This is a genomic window from Methylobacterium aquaticum (genome assembly GCF_016804325.1).
In the GTDB taxonomy this organism is placed as follows: Bacteria; Pseudomonadota; Alphaproteobacteria; order Rhizobiales; family Beijerinckiaceae; genus Methylobacterium; species Methylobacterium aquaticum_C.
Genome location: NZ_CP043627.1, coordinates 1,906,656 through 1,927,133 on the forward strand (window position 1 = coordinate 1,906,656; position 20,478 = coordinate 1,927,133).

Annotated in this window: 16 protein-coding genes and 2 pseudogenes; 11 read left to right on the forward strand and 7 right to left on the reverse strand. The window is 71.0% G+C overall.

Annotated elements, in window-relative coordinates; all coding sequences use genetic code 11:
- Positions 1-25 precede the first annotated feature (25 nt).
- From F1D61_RS08485 to F1D61_RS08500, 5 genes are all read right to left on the reverse strand, one after another.
- Positions 26-1,033: a DUF808 domain-containing protein gene (locus F1D61_RS08485; protein ID WP_203157481.1), complete on the reverse strand. Its 1,008-nt coding sequence runs from the start codon at positions 1,031-1,033 to the stop codon at positions 26-28.
- A 102-nt stretch (positions 1,034-1,135) separates the two neighbouring features.
- Positions 1,136-2,008, reverse strand: a complete 873-nt coding sequence (locus tag F1D61_RS34000) for an efflux transporter outer membrane subunit (RefSeq protein WP_246775786.1) — start codon at positions 2,006-2,008, stop codon at positions 1,136-1,138.
- Positions 2,005-2,850, reverse strand: coding sequence for a TolC family protein (locus tag F1D61_RS34005; protein ID WP_246775787.1), 846 nt, complete (start codon positions 2,848-2,850; stop codon positions 2,005-2,007). Before F1D61_RS34005 ends, F1D61_RS34000 begins: the two co-directional genes overlap by 4 nt.
- Positions 2,851-2,855: 5 nt before the next feature.
- Positions 2,856-5,990 (reverse strand): efflux RND transporter permease subunit, encoded by a 3,135-nt coding sequence (locus F1D61_RS08495; RefSeq protein ID WP_203157482.1) that lies wholly within the window; start codon positions 5,988-5,990, stop codon positions 2,856-2,858.
- Positions 5,991-6,060: 70 nt separating this feature from the next.
- Positions 6,061-7,365, reverse strand: coding sequence for an efflux RND transporter periplasmic adaptor subunit (locus F1D61_RS08500; protein ID WP_203157483.1), 1,305 nt, complete (start codon positions 7,363-7,365; stop codon positions 6,061-6,063).
- 538 nt (positions 7,366-7,903) lie between these two features.
- Between F1D61_RS08500 and F1D61_RS08505 the strand changes: the two genes are divergently transcribed.
- The 7 genes from F1D61_RS08505 (at position 7,904) to murC (ending at position 13,633) form a co-directional block, all read left to right on the forward strand.
- Positions 7,904-8,521 carry a ParB-like protein gene (locus tag F1D61_RS08505; RefSeq protein ID WP_203158979.1) on the forward strand — a complete coding sequence of 206 codons (618 nt, stop codon included), beginning with the start codon at positions 7,904-7,906 and terminating at the stop codon, positions 8,519-8,521.
- 115 nt (positions 8,522-8,636) lie between these two features.
- Entirely contained in the window at positions 8,637-8,888 is a 252-nt protein-coding gene (locus F1D61_RS08510; protein WP_203157484.1) for a DUF4926 domain-containing protein, read from the forward strand.
- Between the two features lie 7 nt (positions 8,889-8,895).
- Entirely contained in the window at positions 8,896-9,225 is a 330-nt protein-coding gene (locus F1D61_RS08515; RefSeq protein ID WP_203157485.1) for a DUF6883 domain-containing protein, read from the forward strand.
- A 129-nt stretch (positions 9,226-9,354) separates the two neighbouring features.
- Positions 9,355-9,597 (forward strand): hypothetical protein, encoded by a 243-nt coding sequence (locus F1D61_RS08520; RefSeq protein ID WP_203157486.1) that lies wholly within the window; start codon positions 9,355-9,357, stop codon positions 9,595-9,597.
- 128 nt (positions 9,598-9,725) lie between these two features.
- Positions 9,726-10,865 (forward strand): FtsW/RodA/SpoVE family cell cycle protein, encoded by a 1,140-nt coding sequence (locus F1D61_RS08525; RefSeq protein ID WP_203157487.1) that lies wholly within the window; start codon positions 9,726-9,728, stop codon positions 10,863-10,865.
- A 166-nt stretch (positions 10,866-11,031) separates the two neighbouring features.
- Positions 11,032-12,147, forward strand: coding sequence for a UDP-N-acetylglucosamine--N-acetylmuramyl-(pentapeptide) pyrophosphoryl-undecaprenol N-acetylglucosamine transferase (locus F1D61_RS08530; protein ID WP_203157488.1), 1,116 nt, complete (start codon positions 11,032-11,034; stop codon positions 12,145-12,147).
- Positions 12,148-12,217: 70 nt separating this feature from the next.
- Positions 12,218-13,633 (forward strand): UDP-N-acetylmuramate--L-alanine ligase, encoded by a 1,416-nt coding sequence (murC, locus tag F1D61_RS08535; protein ID WP_203157489.1) that lies wholly within the window; start codon positions 12,218-12,220, stop codon positions 13,631-13,633.
- Between the two features lie 10 nt (positions 13,634-13,643).
- Here murC and F1D61_RS08540 read toward each other — a convergent pair whose 3' ends face one another.
- Together F1D61_RS08540 and F1D61_RS08545 are read right to left on the reverse strand one after the other, a co-directional pair.
- Entirely contained in the window at positions 13,644-14,027 is a 384-nt protein-coding gene (locus tag F1D61_RS08540) for a helix-turn-helix transcriptional regulator (protein ID WP_203157490.1), read from the reverse strand.
- Positions 14,028-14,037: 10 nt separating this feature from the next.
- Entirely contained in the window at positions 14,038-14,292 is a 255-nt protein-coding gene (locus tag F1D61_RS08545; protein WP_203157491.1) for a type II toxin-antitoxin system RelE family toxin, read from the reverse strand.
- A gap of 74 nt (positions 14,293-14,366) precedes the next feature.
- Here F1D61_RS08545 and murB point away from each other — a divergent pair.
- From murB to ftsZ, 4 genes and pseudogenes are all read left to right on the forward strand, one after another.
- Positions 14,367-15,283, forward strand: a pseudogene (gene murB / locus F1D61_RS08550) (UDP-N-acetylmuramate dehydrogenase).
- Between the two features lie 502 nt (positions 15,284-15,785).
- Positions 15,786-16,805: a cell division protein FtsQ/DivIB gene (locus F1D61_RS08555; protein ID WP_203157492.1), complete on the forward strand. Its 1,020-nt coding sequence runs from the start codon at positions 15,786-15,788 to the stop codon at positions 16,803-16,805.
- An 85-nt stretch (positions 16,806-16,890) separates the two neighbouring features.
- Positions 16,891-18,216 (forward strand): cell division protein FtsA, encoded by a 1,326-nt coding sequence (gene ftsA / locus F1D61_RS08560; RefSeq protein ID WP_203157493.1) that lies wholly within the window; start codon positions 16,891-16,893, stop codon positions 18,214-18,216.
- Positions 18,217-18,332: 116 nt separating this feature from the next.
- Positions 18,333-20,182: pseudogene (gene ftsZ / locus F1D61_RS08565) on the forward strand (cell division protein FtsZ).
- The last annotated feature ends 296 nt before the right edge of the window (positions 20,183-20,478 follow it).

The window sequence follows — 20,478 nt, forward strand, 5'->3', positions numbered from 1 at the left end:
GCGGCTTGGGCCACCACGCCGGGAGTCACGCCCCGATTCGTGCCTGGTGTTTCCCGGCGGATGTCTTACCGCGACGGCCCAGCAGGCCCGACACCGCGCTCGCCACCGGAATCAGCGCCCCGCCGACGAGGAGGCCGACGAGGCCCGAGGCGGCTGCCGTCACCACCCATTCGACGACGCCCCGGATCGAGGGGACGAGCGCTCCCAGCCTCGTGGCCGCCTCATGGGCCCAATGCGCCGGAGCCGACAGGCCGTAGCCTTCGAGCCCGTGCAGCAGGATGCCGCCGCCGACCCAGACCATCGCGGCGGTGCCGACGATCGAGAGGAGCTTCAGCAGCACCGGCATGCCCTTGACCACGCCCCGGCCGATCCCCCGGAGGAAGCTGCCGAAGGGCGGCTGCGCGGTGCTGCGGGCGAGGACGAGGCCGGCATCGTCCGCCTTCACGATCAGGGCGACGGCGCCGTAGACCGCCACGGTGATGCCGATACCGACGATCGCGAGCACGACCGCCTTCATCCAGATGCTGCCCTCCGGCAGGGCGGCGAGCGTGATCGCCATGATCTCGGCCGACAGGATGAAGTCGGTCTTGATGGCGCCCGCCACGCGGCGCTCTTCCAGCGCCGGGTCGCCTCCGGCCCCGGCCGCGGCCTCTTCCGCGTCGCCATGGGCGTGGTGCGGGACTACGGCCTCGTAGACCTTCTCGGCGCCCTCGTAGCAGAGATAGGCGCCGCCCAGCATCAGGAGCGGGGTGATCGCCCACGGCGCGAAGGCGCTGAGCGCCAGGGCACCGGGGAGCAGGAACAGGAGCTTGTTGCGCAGCGAGCCCAGCGCGATCTTGCCGACGATCGGCAGTTCGCGCTCGGCCGCGAAGCCCACGACGTAGCGCGGCGTCACCGCCGCATCGTCGATGACGACGCCCGCGGCCTTCGTGCCGGCGCGCGCGGCCTGCGCCGCGACGTCGTCGAGGGAGGCGGCCGCCGACCGGACCATGAACGCGACGTCGTCCAGCAGAGCCAACAATCCGACGCTCACGGCCGATCCCCCCGAGCCCATCACAGCTTTGCTGGAAACGGACCAGAACAGATTCGGCTCCGTGCCGCGACCGTCCCGGCGGCGTCTGCCCCCGGTCGTCCGCTACAGGAACGGCGCCGGGTCCTTCGGGTCGCGCATCGGCTTCACGTCGCGGCGGTTCCACCAGCCGCCGCCGAGCGCCTGGAACAGGGCCGCGGTGTCGGCATACTGGTTGGCCTGCGCCTGGGCCTGGGTCACCACGGACTGGAGATAGGCCGACTGGGTGATGAGGAGCGAGGCGCTGCTGACCGCGCCGAGGCCGAATTGCTTGCGCACCAGCTCCACGCTCTGCTGGCTCGCCCGGACCGCGGCATTGGAGGCGGCCACCGCGCGGCCGTCGGCCTGGAGGGCGCGGAGCGCATCCGCTACGTTCTGGTAGGCGCCGATGACGGTGGCGCGGTACTGCGCCTGGGCCTGGACCAGATTCTCCTCCGCCGCCTGCTGGCGCCGGAACAGGGTGCCGGCGTCGAAGAGCGGCTGGGCCACCGCGCCGGCGATGGTCCAGAGGCTGGCGGCCGGGTTGAGGAGCGCGGCGAAGTTGGTGGCGCTGGCCCCGGTCGCGCCCGAGATGGTGAATTGCGGCAGGCGGTTGGCTACCGCGACGCCGACCTGGGCGCTCGCCGCGTGGACCGCGGCCTCCGCCGCCTTCACGTCAGGGCGCTGCTCGATCAGCCGCGAGGGCAGGCTCACCGGCAGGGTCCGGGGCAGGTGCAGCGAGGCCAGCGTGAAGGTCTGGCTCACCTCCTCGCTCGGGAAGCGGCCGGCGAGCGCGGTGAGCAGGTTGCGCTGCTGCGCCAGCGCCCGCTGCAACGGCGGCAGCAATTGCTGCGACTGGGCCAGCAGGGCTGTCTGCTGCACCACGTCGGCGCCCGCCACCTGGCCGGCATTCTGCTGCTTGGTGATCAGGTTCAGGAGGTCGGTCTGGGCCTGGATCACCTTCTCGGTCGCGGCGATCTGGGCCGGAGCGACGCCTCCTGGATCGCCGCCGCGACGACGTTCGAGGTCAGGGTCAGGTAGGCCGCCTCGAGCTGCCAGAGCTGGCCCTCGGCCTGCGCCGCCTGCGATTCGACGGCCCGGCGGGTGCCGCCGAACACGTCGGGGGAAAAGCTCACCGTCACCTGCGGGGTGACGAGGCTGTAGAGCAGTGAATTGTTGTTGAGCGGCGATTGCAGGTCGCCGCCCGGGGCCTTGTTGTAGGAGGATTGGGCGCCGAACCCGACCTGCGGGAACAGCGCGCCGCGCTGTGCTTCCGTGGTCGCCCGCGCCGCCCGAAGCGACGCCTGGGCGGCCTCCAGGCTCGGGTTGCGGGCGAGCGCCTCCGCCACCAGGCTGTTCAGCGCCTTGGAGCGAAACAGCGTCCACCACTCGCCCGGCACGTCGCGGCCCTGCGCGAAGCTCTGGCCGAGCGCACCGCCCTGTCGGTCCTCGCGGCTGACCTGCGGATCGCGCAAGCCCTCCTTGGTGTAGCGGCTCACCGGCGGCGGCGTCGCGCCCTGGAAATCGGGCCCGACCATGCAGGCCGAGGCCGACGCGGCCGCGAGCGCCGCCGCCAGGATGCGGGCCGCACTCCGCGGGGCCGGGCGGCCCCCTCGGGCCTCGTCACGCGCATCGGGGTCGCCCGCCGCATCCCCGTCGCGTGCATCCTTGTCCCCCGAGCCGGGCGGCGCGGCGGCGGGCGCGGCGTCGCGCCGGGCCGGGATCACGATCGGGAGGCGCAGGATGGCGCGCATGGAAGAGGGCATGCTGTCGGGGGCGAGTGCGTCGGGTCGGGCCTGCATCTAGCTCACTCCGCCGGCTCGGGCTGTCGCGCCGGGGCGACAGGTGCCCGCGGGCGATGGCGGGAGAAGGCCGCGATCAGCACCGGCAGCACCACCAGGATCAGGATCGGCGCGAGCAGGATGCCGCCCACCACCACCAGGGCGAGAGGCTTCTGCACCTGCGAGCCGATGCCGGTCGAGATCGCCGCGGGCAGGAGGCCGACGCAGGCCGCCACGCAGGTCATCATCACCGGGCGCATCCGCACGTCGGCGGCGTGGTGGATGGCCTGCGCCCGCTCCCAGCCCTCGTCCATCAGCTGGTTGCAGTAGGAGAGCAGGATCACGCCCTCCATGGTCGAGATGCCGAACAGCGCGATGAAGCCGATCGCCGCCGAGACCGAGAACGGGGTCGCCGTGAGGACCAGGGCGAAGATGCCGCCGATCAGCGCCATCGGGATCACGCTCAGGGTCAGCAGCGTGTCGGTGAGGGAAGCGAAGTTGACGTAGAGCAGGAGCGCGATCAGCCCGATCGTCACCGGCACCACCAGCTTCAGCCGGGCGATCGCCCCTTGCAGGTTGGTGAACTCGCCGACCCATTCGAGGTGGTAGCCGGCGGGCAGCTCGACCTGCTCGGCGACGCGCCGTTGCGCCTCGATCACCGCGCCGCCGAGGTCGCGCCCGCGCACGCTGAACTTGACCGGGATGTAGCGCTCCTGGTTCTCGCGGTAGATGAAGGCGGCGCCCGAGACGAGCTGGACCTGGGCGATCTCCGAGAGCGGCACCTGGACCACGCCGTTCGGCGCGCTCACGCCGACCGTGATGTTGCGGATCGTCTCGAGCGAGCGGCGGTATTCCGGCGCCAGCCGCACCCGCATCGGGAAGTGGCGGTCGCTGCCGTACTCGTAGAGGTCGCCCGCGGTCTGGCCGCCGATCGCCGCCGAGATCGTGGTGGCGATGTCGCCGGGAGCCAGGCCGTAGCGGGCGGCCCGCGCCCGGTCGATGTCGATCCGCACCGTCGGCTGGCCGAGCGAGGTAAACACCGCGAGGTCGGTCACCCCCGGTACGCTGGCGAGCGCCGCCTTCACCTCGTTGGCGGTGCGGGTGATCTGTTCGAGGTCGGTGCCGTAGACCTTGACCGAGTTCTCGCCCTTCACCCCCGAGGCCGCCTCCTGGACGTTGTCCTGGATGTATTGCGAGAAGTTGAACTCGATGCCGGGCAGCTCCTCGCGCAACCGCCCCGAGATGTCCTCGATCAGCTTGTCCTTGGTCAGGCCGGGGCGCCACTGGTCCGCGGGCTTCAGGGGCGCGAAGATCTCGACGTTGAAGAAGCCGGTCGCGTCGGTGCCGTCGTCGGGCCTTCCCTGGTGCGAGACGACCGTGGTCACCTCCGGGTAGGAGCCGATCAGCTTGCGCATCCGCTCGACATACGGGTTGCCCGCCTCGAGCGAAATCGAGGCCGGCATCGTGCCGCGGATGTAGAGGTTGCCCTCCTCGAGCGTCGGCAGGAATTCGAGGCCGAGCGTGCGCATGGCGAGCCCGGTGCAGCCGAGCATCGCCACCGTCACCAGGATGGTGAGGACCCGGTTGTGGAGGGTGAAGCCCTGGAGCGGCCGGAACAGGGCGCGCAACACCTTGACCACGATGGTGTCGCGCTCCTCGACGTGGTTCGGCAGGATCAGCGCCGAGAGCGCCGGCGACACCGTGTAGGTGGCGATCAGCCCGCCGACGAGCGCGTAGGCGTAGGTCTTCGCCATCGGCCCGAAGATGTGGCCCTCGACGCCGGTGAGCGTGAAGAGCGGCAGGAAGCCCACGATGATGATCGAGGCGGAGAAGAAGATCGCCCGGTTCACCTCGCGCGCCGCCGAGGCGATCAGCCCGAGCTTGAGCCCGCTGCCGGCTCGCGCCGGCCCCTTGTGCTCGGCGAGGTGGCGAAAGATGTTCTCCACCATGATCACCGTCGCGTCGACGATGAGGCCGAAATCGATCGCGCCGAGCGACAGCAGGTTGGCCGATTCGCCCCGCGCCACCATGATGGCGATGGCAAATCCCAGCGCGAAGGGAATCGTCGCCGCGACGATGATCGCGCTCTTCAGGCTGCCGAGGAACAGCCACTGCACCAGGAACACCAGCACCACGCCGAAGACGAGGTTGTGCATCACCGTGTGGGTGGTGGTGTGGATGAGCGCGCTGCGGTCGTAGAGCGGCACCACCTTCACGCCCGGCGGCAGGATGCCGGACGCGTTGATCTTCTCGATCTCGGCCTCGACCCGCTGGATCGTCGGCAGGCTCTTGCCGCCGCGGCTGAGCAGCACGATGCCCTCGACGATGTCGCCGTTGTTCTCGTGGCCGACGATGCCGAGGCGCGGCGCGTTGCTGACCTGGACCTCGGCCACGTCGCGCACCAGCACCGGCACGCCGTTGATCTGCGAGATCATGGTGTCGCGGACGTCGTCCACGTCGCGGATCAGGCCGACGCCGCGCACCACGGCCGATTGCTCGCCGACATTGAGCGTCTGGCCGCCGACATTGGTGCTGGAATTGTTGAGCGCCGAGACGACCTGGACCAGGGTCAGGCCCTGCGCCTGGAGCTTGTGCAGGTCGACCGCGACCTCGAACTCCTTGGTCTTGCCGCCGAAGGCCGAGACGTCGACGACGCCGGGGATCGCCTTGAAGCGGCGCTGCAGCACCCAGTCCTGCAGGGTCTTCAGGTCGGTCGAGGAGAAGCCCGGCGGCCCCATCACCTGGTAGCGCATGATCTCGCCGATCGGGCTCGTCGGCGAGATCTGCGGCTGGGCGTTGTTCGGCAGCGGCGGCAGCTGCGACAGCCGGTTGAGCACCCGCTGCAGCGCCTCCTGGTAGGTGAAGTCGTAGGTGAACTGGATCTTCACGTCCGAGAGGCCGAACAGCGAGATCGTCCGCGTCACCGTCGCGTTGGGGATGCCGGCGAGCTGCACCTCGAGCGGGATGGTGATGTAGCGCTCGATCTCCTCGGCCGACTGGCCCGGATTCTGGGTGATCACGTCGACGAGCGGCGGCACCGGGTCCGGATAGGCCTCGATGTTGAGCTGCTGGAAGCTGGCATAGCCGATCGCGAGCATCGCCAGGAACAGGAGCAGCACCAGCACCCGCTGGCGCAGGGCGAAGTCGATCAGGCTGTTCATGCGCGGCTCGGAGTCGGGAGGCCGGGGGTCGAGGCGGTGGCGGGCAAGGGGGCGACCATGGGGGCGGCCATCACGACGCCTTGTCGCCGGAGGCGGCGCGGTCGATGAACAGGCTGCCGCGGGTCACCACGCGCTCGCCGACCTTCAGCCCGTCCACGACCTGGACGAGGCCGCCGCCGGTGAGGCCCAGCGTGACCTTGCGCGACGCGATGGTGCCGTCCGGCCGCTCGATCCAGACCCGGGCGCGGGCGCCCTCGTAGACGATCGCCGAGGCCGGGATCGCCGGGGCGCTCTCGTCGCGGCCGGTGAGGATCGTGAAGGTCGCGAACATCTCGGGCTTGAGCAGGCCCTCGGCATTGTCGATCTCGGCCCGCACCGGCAGGCGGCGGGTCGCCGGATCGAGGGCGGCGGCCATGTAGTTGATGCGCGCCTTGAACACCCGGTCGGGGAAGCCGATCACGGTCGCCTCGAGCTCCTGGCCGAGCTTGATCCGCGGCACCTCGGTCTCGCGCACGTTGGCGACGAGCCACACCGTCGAGAGGTCGCCGATGACGAAGGCCGGGTCGCTACCCGCGGCGAGATACTGGCCGAGACCCACCTTGCGCTGCACGATGGTGCCGGCGATCGGCGCCCGGATCTCGGTTTCCGGGCTCATCACCCCGCTCCGCGCGAAGGCGTCGATCTCCGCATCCGACTTGCCGAGGATGCGCAGGCGGTTGCGCACCGCCTGGAGGGTGGATTCCGCCGAGCGCTGGTCGCTCTGCGCCGCAATGACGTCGTTCTGCGCCTGCTGCCAGTCCTTCAGCGCCACCGCCTTGGCCTGGAACAGCTCCTGGAGCCGGGCCGCCACCGTCTGGTTGAGCTTGAGCAGGGCCGAGTTCTTGGCGAGCGCGTTCGTCGCCGCCTGGTAGTCGTTGAGGGCCGAGACCATGTCGGCGGCCTCCAGGGTGAACAGCACCTGGTTGGCCTTCACCCGGTCGCCGGCCCGGACCATCACCTTGGTCACCCGGCCCGCGTAAGGAGAATAGACCGGGACGTTGTCGTCCTCGTTGACGCCGATCCGCCCCTCCGCGAAGCCCTCGGGCCGGAACGCCTTCGCCTCCACGGTCTGGATGCCGAAGCTCGCGAGCTGCTGCTTGGTCGGCCGGAAGGTCGGCGCGGCCTGCGTCTCGCCGGTCTCCGGCCCTTGGCCTTCCACCCCCTGGCGCTGCGCCAGGAGGCCTTCGAGCCGCTCGCGAACCGGGGCGAGGGCCGGCACGAACCCGATCGCGGCGGCGGCGCCCGCCAGCAGCAGGATCGCGACGATCCAGCCGCGGCGGCGCGCCGGCGCCCGGGAGGTCGCGGGCTCCGTGGTCAGGGGGTTGTTGATGTCCATCGCGCGCCGACCATTCGCCGGGGCGGTGCGGCCGGATCCTCGGGACCCCCGGGCGGGCCGCCCCGCGACGGGGTGGCGTCCGAGCGGTCCCGGGCCGGCCGACCGGCCCTGTCTGTGCCTCGAGTCCGGGATCTCCCGGGTGTCCTGCCCTGTCCCTGCGTCAGATCCATGACAGGAACGGATGACGAAGCAGAATCCGGGCCGGGGCGTCGTACCTCGCGGCCGGCATCCCGTGGCCGTCTCTTGGCGAGCAAAACCAAGCCAAGTCAAGGATGGCCGGGGGTGGCGCCTTTCACCGCGCAGGCATCGACCGGGATGCTGTCGCCCGGGTCAATAGACGGAGGAAATGCCTTTGTCGAAAAGGGCTTTACGAAGTGGAAACATTGACGATCGCCGATCGGATTAGGCCGTTCGGCCGAGAGCGGGCGTGCTTGTTAGCTCGTGAGGCTTCGGTCCCTCGCCTTGACCCTGGGGAGGGTGTGGCCGAATCTCGACAGCCCGGCGCGGAGACACCGCGCGCAGAGATGCGATGATCCGAATGTCCGTCCGCGACCCGATCCTCCACAGCGTCCCGATCGCCGAGCTGCGCCCGACCCAGATGACGGTTGGCTACCGCGAGGTGGCGGCCAAGCGCCGGCGCTGGCGCGAGATCGACGACAAGGACCGCGAGGCGTTCCTCGCCTCGCACATGATCCCGGTCCTGCTCGGGCCGAAGAAGCGCCGCTACGTGATCGACCACCACCACCTCGCCCGCGCCCTCCAGGAGGAGGGAGTCGAGAACGTGCTCACCACCGTGGTGGCCGACCTGCACCACCTGGAGAAGGACGCCTTCTGGATCGTGGCCGACCACCGCGCCTGGGTCCACCCCTACGACGCCGACGGCGTGCGCCGGGACGCCGCCGACCTGCCCAAGCGCATCGAGGACCTGGCGGACGACCCCTTCCGCAGCCTCGCCGGCGAATTGCGCCGGGCCGGGGGCTTCGCCAAGGACACCACGCCGTTCAGCGAGTTCCTGTGGGCCGACTTCCTGCGCCGGAACATCAAGCGCAAGGACGTGAAGCAGGATTTTTCCGAGGCCCTGGAAGAGGCCCTGTCGCTCGCCCGCTCCAAGCACGCGGTGTACCTGCCGGGCTGGTGCGGGCCGCACGAGGGCTGAGCGCCCGGTTCGAAGCGGGGCCGATCCCGGAAGGACATTCCGACCTCGGTCAGCGCCGCGCCCAGCCGGTCGAGACGGCGTTGACAAAGCCTCTCGCGGGGCCGACCTTCCTCACATGTCGCTCGAATTCGCCTATCGATTTCGTGAGGAGGTGCCGAGGTCGGGTTTCCGCGACCTCGACATCGTCGTCTTGACGGCCCCGGTCGTCAGCGACGACGGCGCCTCGATTCCAGCCGGCACCGAGGGGACGATCGTGTCCGTCGATGAGTCGGGCGAGATGTACGTCGTGGAGTTCGCCGAGCCGGAGGGAGCGTTCGCGACAGTCGAGCCGCACGAAATCCGACTGTCCGGAAACGCCGGCCGCTGACAGCGCCATGGCGCCCACAACCTGGCTGATCGACAACCGGAAGATCTCGGATTACCTCCTGGATCTCGCACATCCTTATGGTGGGCCGAAGGCAAAATACCTCATGCGCTTCGGCTTCACGCCTGAAGAGCCTGATATCCTGGCGAATGCGCTCGTCGAGCACGCAAGAACGAATTCGCCTGGCGTAGAGATTCTGCCTCCGAAGGGAGAGCCAAAGATCGTATTCGAAGGAACGGTCATCGCGCCGGACGGTCGCGACATGCCCCTGCGGACGGTGTGGAAACTGCGAGCGCCTTTCGAGATGCATTTCGTCAGCGCCATCCCGTTGACGCGATAGCGGGCGCAGAGTGCGCCCCCGCGCTTCAGGAGCGCTCCCCCTCCCGGCAAGTTTATTTGCCGCATGCCTCCACCCGGCCTAGCCTTCCCTCCGGCGCGAGGCGGGTCGCGCCGGAACGGAGGGTTCGTCATGTTCGAGACGCTCATGAAGAGCATCGGCGCCGATCCGGTCGACAACGAGACCCATTTCTACAAGTTCGTGCCGAAGCCCGACATCACGGCCTACGAGCTGGCCCTGATCCTGCGGCGCTTCGGGGCGCTGACGGCCGGTGCGGCGCCGCTGCACGGCGTGATGCTGATGCCCTGGGAGACGCTCGAAGAGGAGTACGCCCGGCATTTCGAGCTGGCGCCGCACGGCATGTTCCAGGGCTGAAGGACGAGGCTTTCCGCGCGAGCCCGCTGCTGCGCCACGACGATCCGCTTCGCTGCGGCGGCACGGCAACACTCGGTTTACCATTCCGTCCGATGGTCGCGGCTGGTGAACGAGGGGCCTTTCAAGCCATGATGTCCCGTGCGGAACGCTCGCATCTCGGCGACTGGTGGTGGACCGTCGACCGGGCATTGCTCGCCGGCCTCGGCGTGCTGATGACGGCCGGGCTGGTCTTCCTGATGGCCGGCGGTCCGCCGGTGGCCGAGCGCCTCGGCCTGCCGACCTTCCACTTCCTCAACCGGCAGGTGATGTACCTGCTGCCGACCATCGCGCTGATCCTGGCGGTGTCGTTCCTGTCGCTGCGCCACATCCGGCGCATGGCCCTGGTCACCTACAGCCTCGGCATCGTGCTGTGCATTGCGGCCACCAAGTACGGGCCGGAGATCAAGGGCGCCCATCGCTGGATCCAGTTCGGACCGATCGGCGTTCAGCCCTCCGAGTTCGTCAAGCCCGCCTTCGTGATCCTGGCCGCCTGGGCCTTCGCCGAGGGGTCGCGCCGGCGCGACATGCCGGGCGGCACGCTGGCCGTGCTGCTCCTGCCGATGACCATCGTGCCGCTGATCCTCCAGCCGGATTTCGGCCAGACCATGCTGGTCACCATGGTGTGGTGCTCGATGGTGTTCGTGGCCGGTTTGCACTGGCTGTGGGTCGGCGGCCTCGGCGGGGCCGGCCTCCTCGGCGTGGCGGCGGCCTACCAGTTCCTGCCCCACGTGCGCGCCCGCATCCAGCGCTTCATGGACAAGGAATCCGGCGACAACTTCCAGACCTTCTGGTCGCAGGAATCGTTCAATTCCGGCGGCTGGTTCGGCACCGGCCCGGGCGAGGGCGTCGCCAAGCGCCACCTGCCCGACGCGCATACCGACTTCATCTTCTCGGTGGCGGGCGAGGAATTCGGCGTCATCGTCTGCATCGCCATCGTCCTGCTGTTCGCCTTCATCGTGATGCGCGGCCTGATGCTGGCGCGGCGCAGCGACGACATCTTCTGCCGGCTCGCCATCACCGGGCTCACCGCCCTGTTCGGCCTCCAGGCCTGCATCAACATGGCGGTGAACACCCGGATGATGCCGGCCAAGGGCATGACCCTGCCGTTCATCTCCTATGGCGGCTCGTCGCTGATCTCGCTCGCCCTCGGGATGGGCTTCCTCGTGGCGCTGACCCGGCGCCGGCCGCGCACCACGCTCCTCAACCGCGACGAGAACGCGGCGCGGTGAGGACCCAGGGGTGACCGCGGGGGCCTGCCGTGACACACGGTGGCCCCCGGATGTCTCTCGCAGGCAGTCCCGCCCGTCGGCGACGACGGATGGGAATGCCGGCGCAAGACACGAAGCCGAACTCGACCGGAGACCGCATGCCCATCCCCCGCACACCGGCCGCCCGATGACCGTCGCCCAGCCCCTCGTCCTGCTCGCCGCCGGCGGCACCGGCGGCCACCTCTTCCCGGCCGAGGCTCTGGCGTTGCGCCTGCGCGAGCGCGGCATCCGGGTCGTGCTCGCCACCGACAGCCGGGTCGCGGCCCTGTCGGGCGAGTTCCCGGCCTCCGAGATCGTGGCGGTGCCCTCCGCCACCCCGTCGAGCGGGCGCTCGCCCCTGCGCCGCGTCGCCGCCTTCGCGACCCTCGGGCGCGGCTTCGCGGCGGCCGTGCGGGAGGTGCGACGCCTCAACCCGGCGGTGGTGGTGGGCTTCGGCGGCTATCCGACCGTGCCGCCGCTTCTCGCCGCCCAGATGCTCCGGGTGCCGACCCTGCTGCACGAGCAGAACGCCGTGATGGGCCGCGCCAACGGCTTTCTCGCCCGCGGCGCCACGGTCATCGCCACGGGATTCCCCGAGGTGCGGGGCGTGCCCGTGAAGGCGCGCGCGCGCCGGGTCCATACCGGCAACCCGGTCCGCCCCGCGGTGCTGGCGGCGGCCGCGATGCCCTATCCGGCCGTCGGGCCGGATGCCCCGCTCCAGCTCCTCGCCTTCGGCGGCAGCCAGGGCGCCCGGGTGATGAGCGACGTGGTGCCGGACGCCGTCCTGCGCCTGAGCCCCGAATTGCGCGCCCGCCTGACCGTGATCCAGCAGGCCAGGGCCGAGGATCTGGCCCGGGTGCAGGGGCTCTACGAGGGCGCGGGGCTTGCCGCCTTCACGGCGGCGCCGTTCTTCAAGGACTTGCCGGCCAAGATGGCCTCGTCCCACCTCGTGGTGGCGCGCTCCGGCGCCTCGACGGTGGCGGAACTGGCGGTGATCGGCCGGCCCTCGATCCTGGTGCCGCTGCCCGGCGCCCTCGACCAGGACCAGGCGGCCAATGCCGCGGTGCTGGGGCAAATCGGCGCTGCCTTTCCCAGACCACAAACGGACTTCACCCCTGAGCGGCTGGCCGCCGATCTCGGCGCGCTGCTCGGCGATCCCGACCGGCTCGCCAAGGCGGCAGCCGCCGCCAAGGGGGCCGGCCTGCCGGATGCCGCCGAGCGCCTCGCCGCCCTGGTGGTCGAGACCGCCCGCGCGGTCGCCTAGCGGCCGCCCACAGACATTGTCGGCCCGCTAACGGCCATCTCGAACAAGAAGACGTAAGGACCCCGACTCCATGAAGCTGCCGAACAAGCTCGGACCCATCCACTTCATCGGCATCGGCGGCATCGGCATGTCCGGCATCGCCGAGGTGATGCACAATCTCGGCTACACGGTGCAGGGCTCGGACGCCTCCGACAACGCCAACGTGCGCCGGCTGAACGAGAAGGGCATCCGCACCTTCGTGGGCCACCGGGCCGAGAACCTCGCCGACGCCGCCCTCGTGGTAGTCTCGACCGCGATCCGCCGCGACAACCCGGAACTCGTCTCCGCCCGCGAGCGCCGCCTGCCGGTGGTGCGCCGGGCCGAGATGCTGGCCGAGCTGATGCGCTTCAAGTCCTGCGTGGCGGTGGCCGGCACCCACGGCAAGACCACCACCACCTCCCTCGTCGCCACCCTGCTCGACGCCGGCGAGCTCGATCCCACCGTCATCAACGGCGGCATCATCAACGCCTACGGCACCAACGCCCGCATGGGCGAGGGCGACTGGATGGTGGTCGAGGCCGACGAATCCGACGGCACCTTCCTGAAGCTGCCGGCCGACATCGCCATCGTCACCAACATCGATCCCGAGCATCTCGACCATTTCGGCTCGTTCGACGCGATCAAGGACGCCTTCCGCGCCTTCATCGACAACATCCCGTTCTACGGCTTCGCCGTGATGTGCATCGACCACCCGACGGTGCAGGACCTCGTCGGGCGCATCGAGGACCGGCGCATCGTCACCTACGGCGAGAACCCGCAGGCCGACGTGCGCCTGCTCGATGTCGACCTGAAGGGCGGCCAGAGCCGGTTCCGGGTGATGATCCGCGACCGCCGCCCCGGCTTCCGCCTGGAGATGGAGGACCTGGTCCTGCCGATGCCGGGCAAGCACAACGCGCTCAACGCCACCGCGGCGCTCGCTGTCGCCCACGAGCTCGGCGTGTCGCCCGAGGCGATCCGCAAGGCGCTGGCGAATTTCGGCGGCGTCAAGCGGCGCTTCACCCGCACCGGCGAGTGGAACGGCGTCCAGATCTTCGATGATTACGGCCACCACCCGGTCGAGATCCGGGCGGTGCTCAAGGCCGCCCGCGCCTCGACCGACGGCGGCGTGATCGCGGTGGTGCAGCCCCACCGCTATTCGCGTCTCGCCTCGCTGTTCGACGATTTCTGCACCTGCTTCAACGACGCCGACACGGTGATCGTCGCCCCGGTCTACGCCGCCGGCGAGGCGCCGATCGAGGGCATCGACCGCGACACCCTGGTGGCGGGCCTGACCTCCCGTGGCCACCGCAACGCCATCGCGCTCGAGCGCACCGAGGACCTGGCCGGCATCGTCGGCGGCCTCGCGCATCCGGGCGACTACGTGGTGTGCTTGGGCGCCGGCAACATCACCCAATGGGCCTACGCGCTCCCGGGCGAACTCGCCTCGGGCGGCGAGAAGGCGGCGTGAGCCTCCGCCCTCAGGGCGCGTCCGGGACGAGATCCTCGATCTCGACCCCGAGCGCCCGGGCGAGACGCCGGTAGAGCTGGACGTCGCCGATGCTCTCCCCGCGCTCGACCGCGCCCAGGTGTTCCGCCGGTACACCCGCCTGCCGGGCAAGGTCCGTCGCGCTCACGCCCCGCTTGCCGCGCCAGAAGGCGAGGGGGGTCGGGGCGGCGCGTAGAGAAGCGAGGTCGTCCGCGCTCAGAAGCTCCTCTTCGCCGGCCGTCAGGCGCGCGAGGGAGCTTGAGAGGCTGCGTGCATCCGCGGCCTCCTCGGCAAGGTCGCGCAGCCGCTCGAACTCGGCCTCCGGCAGGATCACGATCGCCTCGCCGGAGGGCGTCCTGGTGCGGACGATGGTCATGCCCGGTACCCTACTCGTAGATCGAGCCGCGCGGCCCGACATCATGCACAATGATCCGCTCGTCCTCGCTCGTGAAGAGGGCGCGCCAGTCCCCGACCCGAAGCCGGTAGCCCTGTACGCCCCTCATCGCCCGGATGTTGTTGGCGAGCGACGCCGGATCCCGGGCGACCTGATCGAGCTTTCCCCGGATCAGCGCCTCGGTGTCGGGCGGCATCCGGGCCAGCGCCCGGGCCGCCTTGCGGGTGTAGACGACGATCCTGGCCAACTGCGCCGGCCTTCCTGTGCCCTTGCGTCAACTCTAGAGCGCTCCGCCCCTCAGCGTCGAGCCGGAACCGAATCATGACCACCGCCGCCATCCTCGCCGCCCTGGAGCCCGCCTCTTTACGCGGCCGCCTCCTGCCCGATCATCCGCTCGCCGACCTGACCTGGTTCCGGGTCGGGGGGCCGGCCGACGTGCTGTTCACCCCGCCGACGAGGACGACCTCGCCGCCGCCCTCTCGGCCCTGCCGGCCGACGTGCCCGTGACGGTGATCGGGCTCGGCTCGAACCTGATCGTGCGCGACGGCGGCGTGCCGGGGCTGGTCATCCGCCTCGGCGGCAAGGCCTTCGGGTCGATTGCGATCGAGGGCGAGACGATCCGGGCCGGCACGGCGGTCCCCGACATGAAGCTCGCCCGCGCGGCGGCCGAGGCCGGGCTCGACGGGCTCGCCTTCTATCGCGGCATCCCGGGCTCGATCGGCGGCGCGCTCAGGATGAATGCCGGCGCGCATGGCGGCGAGACCACCGACGTGCTGGTCGAGGCCCGGGCCGTCGACCGCTCGGGCACCCTGCACGTCCTCTCCCACGCCGAGATGGGCTTCGCCTACCGCCACTGCTCGGCGCCCGCCGACCTGATCTTCACCCAGGCGACCTATCGCGGAAGGCCCGGCGACCGGGCGGCCATCGAGGCCGAGATGGATCGGGTCACGGCGGCCCGCGAGGCGGCGCAGCCGATCCGCGAGCGCACCGGCGGCTCGACCTTCAAGAACCCGGACGGGGGCAAGGCCTGGCAGCTCGTCGATGCGGCCGGCTGCCGCGGCCTGACCCGGGGCGGCGCGCAGGTCTCGGAGATGCACTGCAACTTCCTGATCAACCGCGGCGGCGCCACCGCCGCCGACATCGAGGGCCTGGGCGAGGAGGTGCGGGCGCGGGTCCGCGAGACCTCCGGCATCGACCTGCACTGGGAGATCAAGCGCATCGGCGTCGCCGCGCGCTGATTCGCGAATCACGGGGGGTGAGGCCCTCGCGAGGTTGGGGCGGTAACCATTCGCGCCGTCCCAGTCGCCCGCGGCCGGGGGCGCTCCACCCCCGGCCGGACCGCTCTCCGACTGGCGCGAACATCCCGCGCCCCGACCTGTAAGTCACTGGAGGAGCAGCGTTTCCCGGTTCAGGCCCGGGGCCGGACAGGCCCGCCTCCGACCCGCCGCCGGGGCGTGGCACGCCGGCGACGGGGGCCACTGAGCGTCAACGATCCCTGTGCGGGAGCCGAAAATTTTACCGGATATTTACCAGCGAGTTCGACAGTCGGGGTTAACGGCGCATCAAGCACTTGGATGCCGGGCGTAAGCCGTGCCGACCCCTCGCGACGACGCCATGCCGGCTCCGATGCCCGGTATGACGGTGGTGCGGCGGGCCGGTACGCGAACCCCGGACCACCCAAGCGCCCCCGCGCCGGAGATCGCAGCCCGTGTCGGGTATCGTTTTCGGTGAACTCGCCCCATGGATGGTGGTGGACGCTTCCCTGAGCCGCTGACCGCCGCCGGCTATGCCGGCGCGGAGGCCGGCATGCCCGCTCCCCCTCCCGGGGCGGCGCCGGCCTGGAGCGCTCCCTCGCGCGATGCGCGCGTCGGTGACCCGCGCCTCGGCGAATCGCTGCTGGCCCGCGTCCTGCCGCGGTTCCTGCGCCCGCGCCGCGCCTCGGTGGCGGTGCCGATCGAGCGGCGGATGCCGCGCCATCTCGGGATGGGCCTGGCCTTCGGGTTCTTCGGCCTCGTCGCGGGGGCGGGCTTCGTGTCCGGCGGCGGCTATGCCGAGGTCTCGGCCCGCTACGGCACCCCCTTCGACATGGCCGCCCGCGCGCTCGGCTTCGGCCTCGACAAGGTCACGATCTCGGGGCTGGTGCAGCTGCACTCGGCCGAGATCCTGAAGGCCGCCGGCATCGACCAGCGCAACTCGCTGCCCTTCCTCAGCGTGGTCGACGTGCGCGACCGCCTGTCGAGCGTGCCGCTGATCGGCGCGGTGTCGGTCCGCAAGATCTACCCGCGCGAGCTCCTGATCACGCTGACCGAGCGCGAGCCGAGCGCCCTGTGGCAGCGCAACGGCGAGATCGCCGTGATTGCCGCCGACGGCACGGTGATCGACCAGATGCGCGACGGCCGCTTCGCCAACCTGCCGCTGGTGGTGGGCGACGAGGCGAACACCCGCACCAAGGAATACCTGGCGCTCCTCGAGGCGGCGGGCCCGCTCAAGGACCGCATCCGGGCCGGCACCCTGGTGTCCGGCCGGCGCTGGACCCTCAAGCTCGACGGCATCGACATCCGCCTGCCCGAGGCCGGCGCCCGCGACGCGGTGGCCCGCCTCGTCAAACTCGAGGCCGAGTCGAGCCTGCTCGAGAAGGACATCATCGCGGTCGACCTGCGGCTACCCGACCGGGTGGTGGTGCGGCTGACCGAGGAGGGCGCGGCGGCGCGCCTGGAGGCCCAGAAGAAGTCCAAGAAACCGAAGGGAACCGAGACATGACCCGCGCGCGAGACGTGACGCCCGCCGGTTACCCCGGCTCCTCAAGCCCCCCGATCCCCTTGTCCTCCCCGGTGAGCGTCGCGTCATGAGTCTCCTCCAGCACGGTCTCACGCCGCGCTTAAAGCCGCTCTCGGCGCGCCGCAGCGCGACCCTGTCGGTGCTCGACATCGGCACCAGCAAGGTCGTCTGCCTCGTCGCCGAGCTGCAGCCGGTCGAGACGCTGTCCACCTTACGCGGCCGTACCCATCTCGCCCGCATCATCGGCATCGGCCACCAGCGCTCCGGCGGCCTCAAGGGCGGCGCCGTCGTCGATCTCGAGGCGGCCGAGACCGCGATCCGCCAGGCGGTCCACGCTGCCGAGCGGATGGCCCGGGTCGAGGTGCAGTCGGTCATCGTCAGCCTGTCGGGCGGTCGCCTCGGCTCACAGCATTTCGACGCCAAGGTCCCGGTGCGCACCGGCGCCGTCACCGGCGCGGACGTGCAGCGGGTGCTGGAGGCGGCGAGCACCCACAGCATCAGCCCGGGGCGCGCGGTGCTGCACGCCCTGCCGACCGGCTACTCCCTCGACCAGCAGAGCGCGGTGGTCGATCCGTCGGGCATGCTCGGCGAGCGCCTCGGCGTCGACCTGCACGTCGTCACCGCCGAGATCGCCGCCGCCCGCAACCTGATGCTGGCGGTGGAGAACACCCACCTGCGGGTCGAGGCGGTGATCGCCACCCCCTACGCCTCGGGCCTCTCGGCGCTGGTCGACGACGAGGCCGAGATGGGCGTGGCGGTCGTCGACATGGGCGGCGGCACGACGAGCGTCGGGGTCTTCTCCGGCGGCCACCTCGTCCATTGCGACGCGCTGGCGGTGGGCGGCCACCACGTCACCATGGACATCGCCCGCGGCCTCTCGACCCGGGTGGCGGCGGCCGAGCGGCTCAAGACCCTCTACGGCGCCGCCATGGCGACGGCGTCCGACGAGCGCGACATGATCGCGGTCCACGGCGTCGACGAGGACGAGCGCGACCTGCCGCACCACATCCCCAAGTCGCACCTCGTGCGGATCATCCGCCCGCGGGTCGAGGAGGTGCTGGAACTGGTGCGCGACCGCCTGCGCAACGCGGGCTTCGCCGCCCAGGCCGGGCGCCGGGTGGTGCTGACGGGGGGCGCGAGCCAGCTCGTCGGCCTGCCGGAGGTCGCCCGCCGCATCCTGCAGGGCCAGGTCCGGATCGGCCGGCCGCTCGGGATCAAGGGGCTGCCCGAGGCCGCCAAGGGGCCGGCCTTCTCGGCCGCCGTGGGGCTCCTGGTCTATCCCCAGGTCTCCCACGTCGAGCATTTCGAGCCGCGCGGCCAGTCCGGCCGCACCGGCCTCGTCTCCAACAGCTACCTCTCCAAGTTCGGACGCTGGTTCGCGGAGAGCTTCTAACGGGATCGCCTCCCGGCGCGGGCCCCGGAAACGGGCCGGGCCGGAGAGGCGGGACGGCAAACGGCGCCGTCCAAGGCGCCACCAGAAACGTAACGATCATCAGAGGCTCGCGCATCATGGCCATCTCCCTGCAAGCTCCGGACATCCGCGAACTGAAGCCCCGCATCACCGTGTTCGGCGTCGGCGGCGCCGGCGGCAACGCCGTCAACAACATGATCGAGTCGGGCCTCCTCGGCTGCGAGTTCGTGGTCGCCAACACCGACGCTCAGGCGCTGACCTCCTCGAAGGCCGAGCGCGTGATCCAGATGGGCATCGGGGTGACGCAGGGGCTCGGCGCCGGCTCGCAGCCCGATGTCGGCCGCGCCGCCGCCGAGGAGGTGATCGACGAGATCCGCGATCAGCTCTCGGGCGCCCACATGTGCTTCATCACCGCCGGCATGGGCGGCGGCACCGGCACCGGCGCGGCTCCGGTCATCGCCCGCACCGCCCGCGACATGGGCATCCTGACGGTCGGCGTCGTCACCAAGCCGTTCCAGTTCGAGGGCGTGCGCCGCATGCGCACCGCCGAGTCGGGCATCAACGAGCTGCAGCAGGCCGTCGACACCCTGATCGTGATCCCGAACCAGAACCTGTTCCGGGTCGCCAACGAGAAGACCACCTTCGCCGACGCCTTCGCGATGGCCGACCAGGTGCTCTATTCGGGCGTCGCCTGCATCACCGACCTGATGGTGAAGGAGGGTCTCATCAACCTCGACTTCGCCGACGTGCGGGCGATCATGCGCGGCATGGGCAAGGCGATGATGGGCACCGGCGAGGCGTCCGGCGAGAAGCGCGCCAACCGCGCCGCGGAGGCCGCGATCGCCAACCCGCTCCTCGACGACGTCTCGATGAAGGGCGCCCGCGGCCTGCTGATCTCGATCACCGGCGGCAACGACCTGACCCTCTACGAGCTCGACGAGGCCGCCACCCGCATCCGCGAGGAGGTCGATTCCGACGCCAACATCATCCTGGGCGCCACCTTCGACGAGAGCCTCGACGGCATCATCCGGGTCTCGGTCGTCGCCACCGGCATCGAGCCGGCGCTGATCAACGCCAACGCGATCGGCTCGCCGGAGATCGCCCAGACCGAGCAGCGCATCGCCGAGGTCGCCGAGCGCCTGCGCGCCGAGGCCCGGGCCGGGCCGCCGCCCCGGCGGCGCCCCCCTCCACCGCCTCCTTTCGTCCCGCCGAGGCCCCGGTAGCGCGGGCCCCGGCACCGGAGCCGGTGGCGCACGCCCCGATGATGCATGCTCCGATGCACACCCAGACCGTCGCCCCCGAGCCGGCCCGGATGGACCTGTCCGCCGCCCACCAGGCCGCCAGCCTGCTGCGCGACGAGGTCCAGATCACCCCGGCCCAGCCGCGCCAGGCGCCCGTCTACGAGCCGGCCCCGGCGCCGGCCCCCGAGCCGCAGATGCCGATGGCCTCCGGCCCGTTCATCCCGCCGTCCCCGGCGGTGGTGCGCGCGCCGCGCATGCCCCGGGTCCAGGACCTGCCGATGCCGGCCCAGAACCAGATCCGCGCCAGCCGCGGCGAGGAGCCGGTGCAGCAGGTGACCCCGGACGCCAAGCGCACCTCGCTGCTGCGCCGCCTCGCCACCGTCGGCTTCGGCGGCCGGCGCGAGGACGAGGCCGCCCACCCGGCTCCGGTTCAGGCGCCGTCGGCCCAGGCCCCGATGATGCACGCCCCGCAGCCCGCGCCGCGGCCGATGCCGCAGGCCCCGGTGCATCAGGCTCCGGCGCAGCACCAGCCCGCCCCGCGCCCCGCGCCGCAATACGCCCCGCAGGGCGGCTACCAGGCGCAGCCCCAGGGCTACCGCCCGGCGCAGGGCAACCTCGACCCGCAGGGCCGGACGGTGCCGGCCGGCAACCGCATGGACGACGACCAGCTCGAGATCCCGGCCTTCCTGCGCCGCCAGGCGAACTGAGCCGGGAGCCCCGCTCGCCGCCTTCGCCTTTGGGCGGAGACGGCGGGATGGTGGCGTATGCCACGATCCCGCCACGCAAGGCGCTCGGTGCCGCCCAAAAGACACACCCCGAGGCCCCCCGGCCTCGGGGTTTACGCGTTCTTCAAGCTTTTGATGCAGCACGGTTTTTCGCGGCCGGAGCAGGTCCGCCGGACTGTTACAGATCGTAAGAATCCGTGATTTGGCCGTGCTTTCGAGCGCGACTATAGCTGTCCTACGCACAAGGGCGAAGGCCGAGCGGAACCGCCGGCACCGAC

What these genes read in the sequence shown, in the direction of transcription:
- F1D61_RS34005 (WP_246775787.1), bottom strand. Translation starts at nt 2,850, where the DNA reads ATGCAGGCCCGACCCGACGCACTCGCCCCCGACAGCATGCCCTCTTCC.
- F1D61_RS08495 (WP_203157482.1), bottom strand. Translation starts at nt 5,990, where the DNA reads ATGAACAGCCTGATCGACTTCGCCCTGCGCCAGCGGGTGCTGGTGCTG.
- F1D61_RS08500 (WP_203157483.1), bottom strand. Translation starts at nt 7,365, where the DNA reads ATGGACATCAACAACCCCCTGACCACGGAGCCCGCGACCTCCCGGGCG.
- F1D61_RS08505 (WP_203158979.1), top strand. Translation starts at nt 7,904, where the DNA reads ATGTCCGTCCGCGACCCGATCCTCCACAGCGTCCCGATCGCCGAGCTG.
- F1D61_RS08510 (WP_203157484.1), top strand. Translation starts at nt 8,637, where the DNA reads ATGTCGCTCGAATTCGCCTATCGATTTCGTGAGGAGGTGCCGAGGTCG.
- F1D61_RS08515 (WP_203157485.1), top strand. Translation starts at nt 8,896, where the DNA reads ATGGCGCCCACAACCTGGCTGATCGACAACCGGAAGATCTCGGATTAC.
- F1D61_RS08520 (WP_203157486.1), top strand. Translation starts at nt 9,355, where the DNA reads ATGTTCGAGACGCTCATGAAGAGCATCGGCGCCGATCCGGTCGACAAC.
- F1D61_RS08525 (WP_203157487.1), top strand. Translation starts at nt 9,726, where the DNA reads ATGATGTCCCGTGCGGAACGCTCGCATCTCGGCGACTGGTGGTGGACC.
- F1D61_RS08530 (WP_203157488.1), top strand. Translation starts at nt 11,032, where the DNA reads ATGACCGTCGCCCAGCCCCTCGTCCTGCTCGCCGCCGGCGGCACCGGC.
- murC (WP_203157489.1), top strand. Translation starts at nt 12,218, where the DNA reads ATGAAGCTGCCGAACAAGCTCGGACCCATCCACTTCATCGGCATCGGC.
- F1D61_RS08540 (WP_203157490.1), bottom strand. Translation starts at nt 14,027, where the DNA reads ATGACCATCGTCCGCACCAGGACGCCCTCCGGCGAGGCGATCGTGATC.
- F1D61_RS08555 (WP_203157492.1), top strand. Translation starts at nt 15,786, where the DNA reads ATGGATGGTGGTGGACGCTTCCCTGAGCCGCTGACCGCCGCCGGCTAT.
- ftsA (WP_203157493.1), top strand. Translation starts at nt 16,891, where the DNA reads ATGAGTCTCCTCCAGCACGGTCTCACGCCGCGCTTAAAGCCGCTCTCG.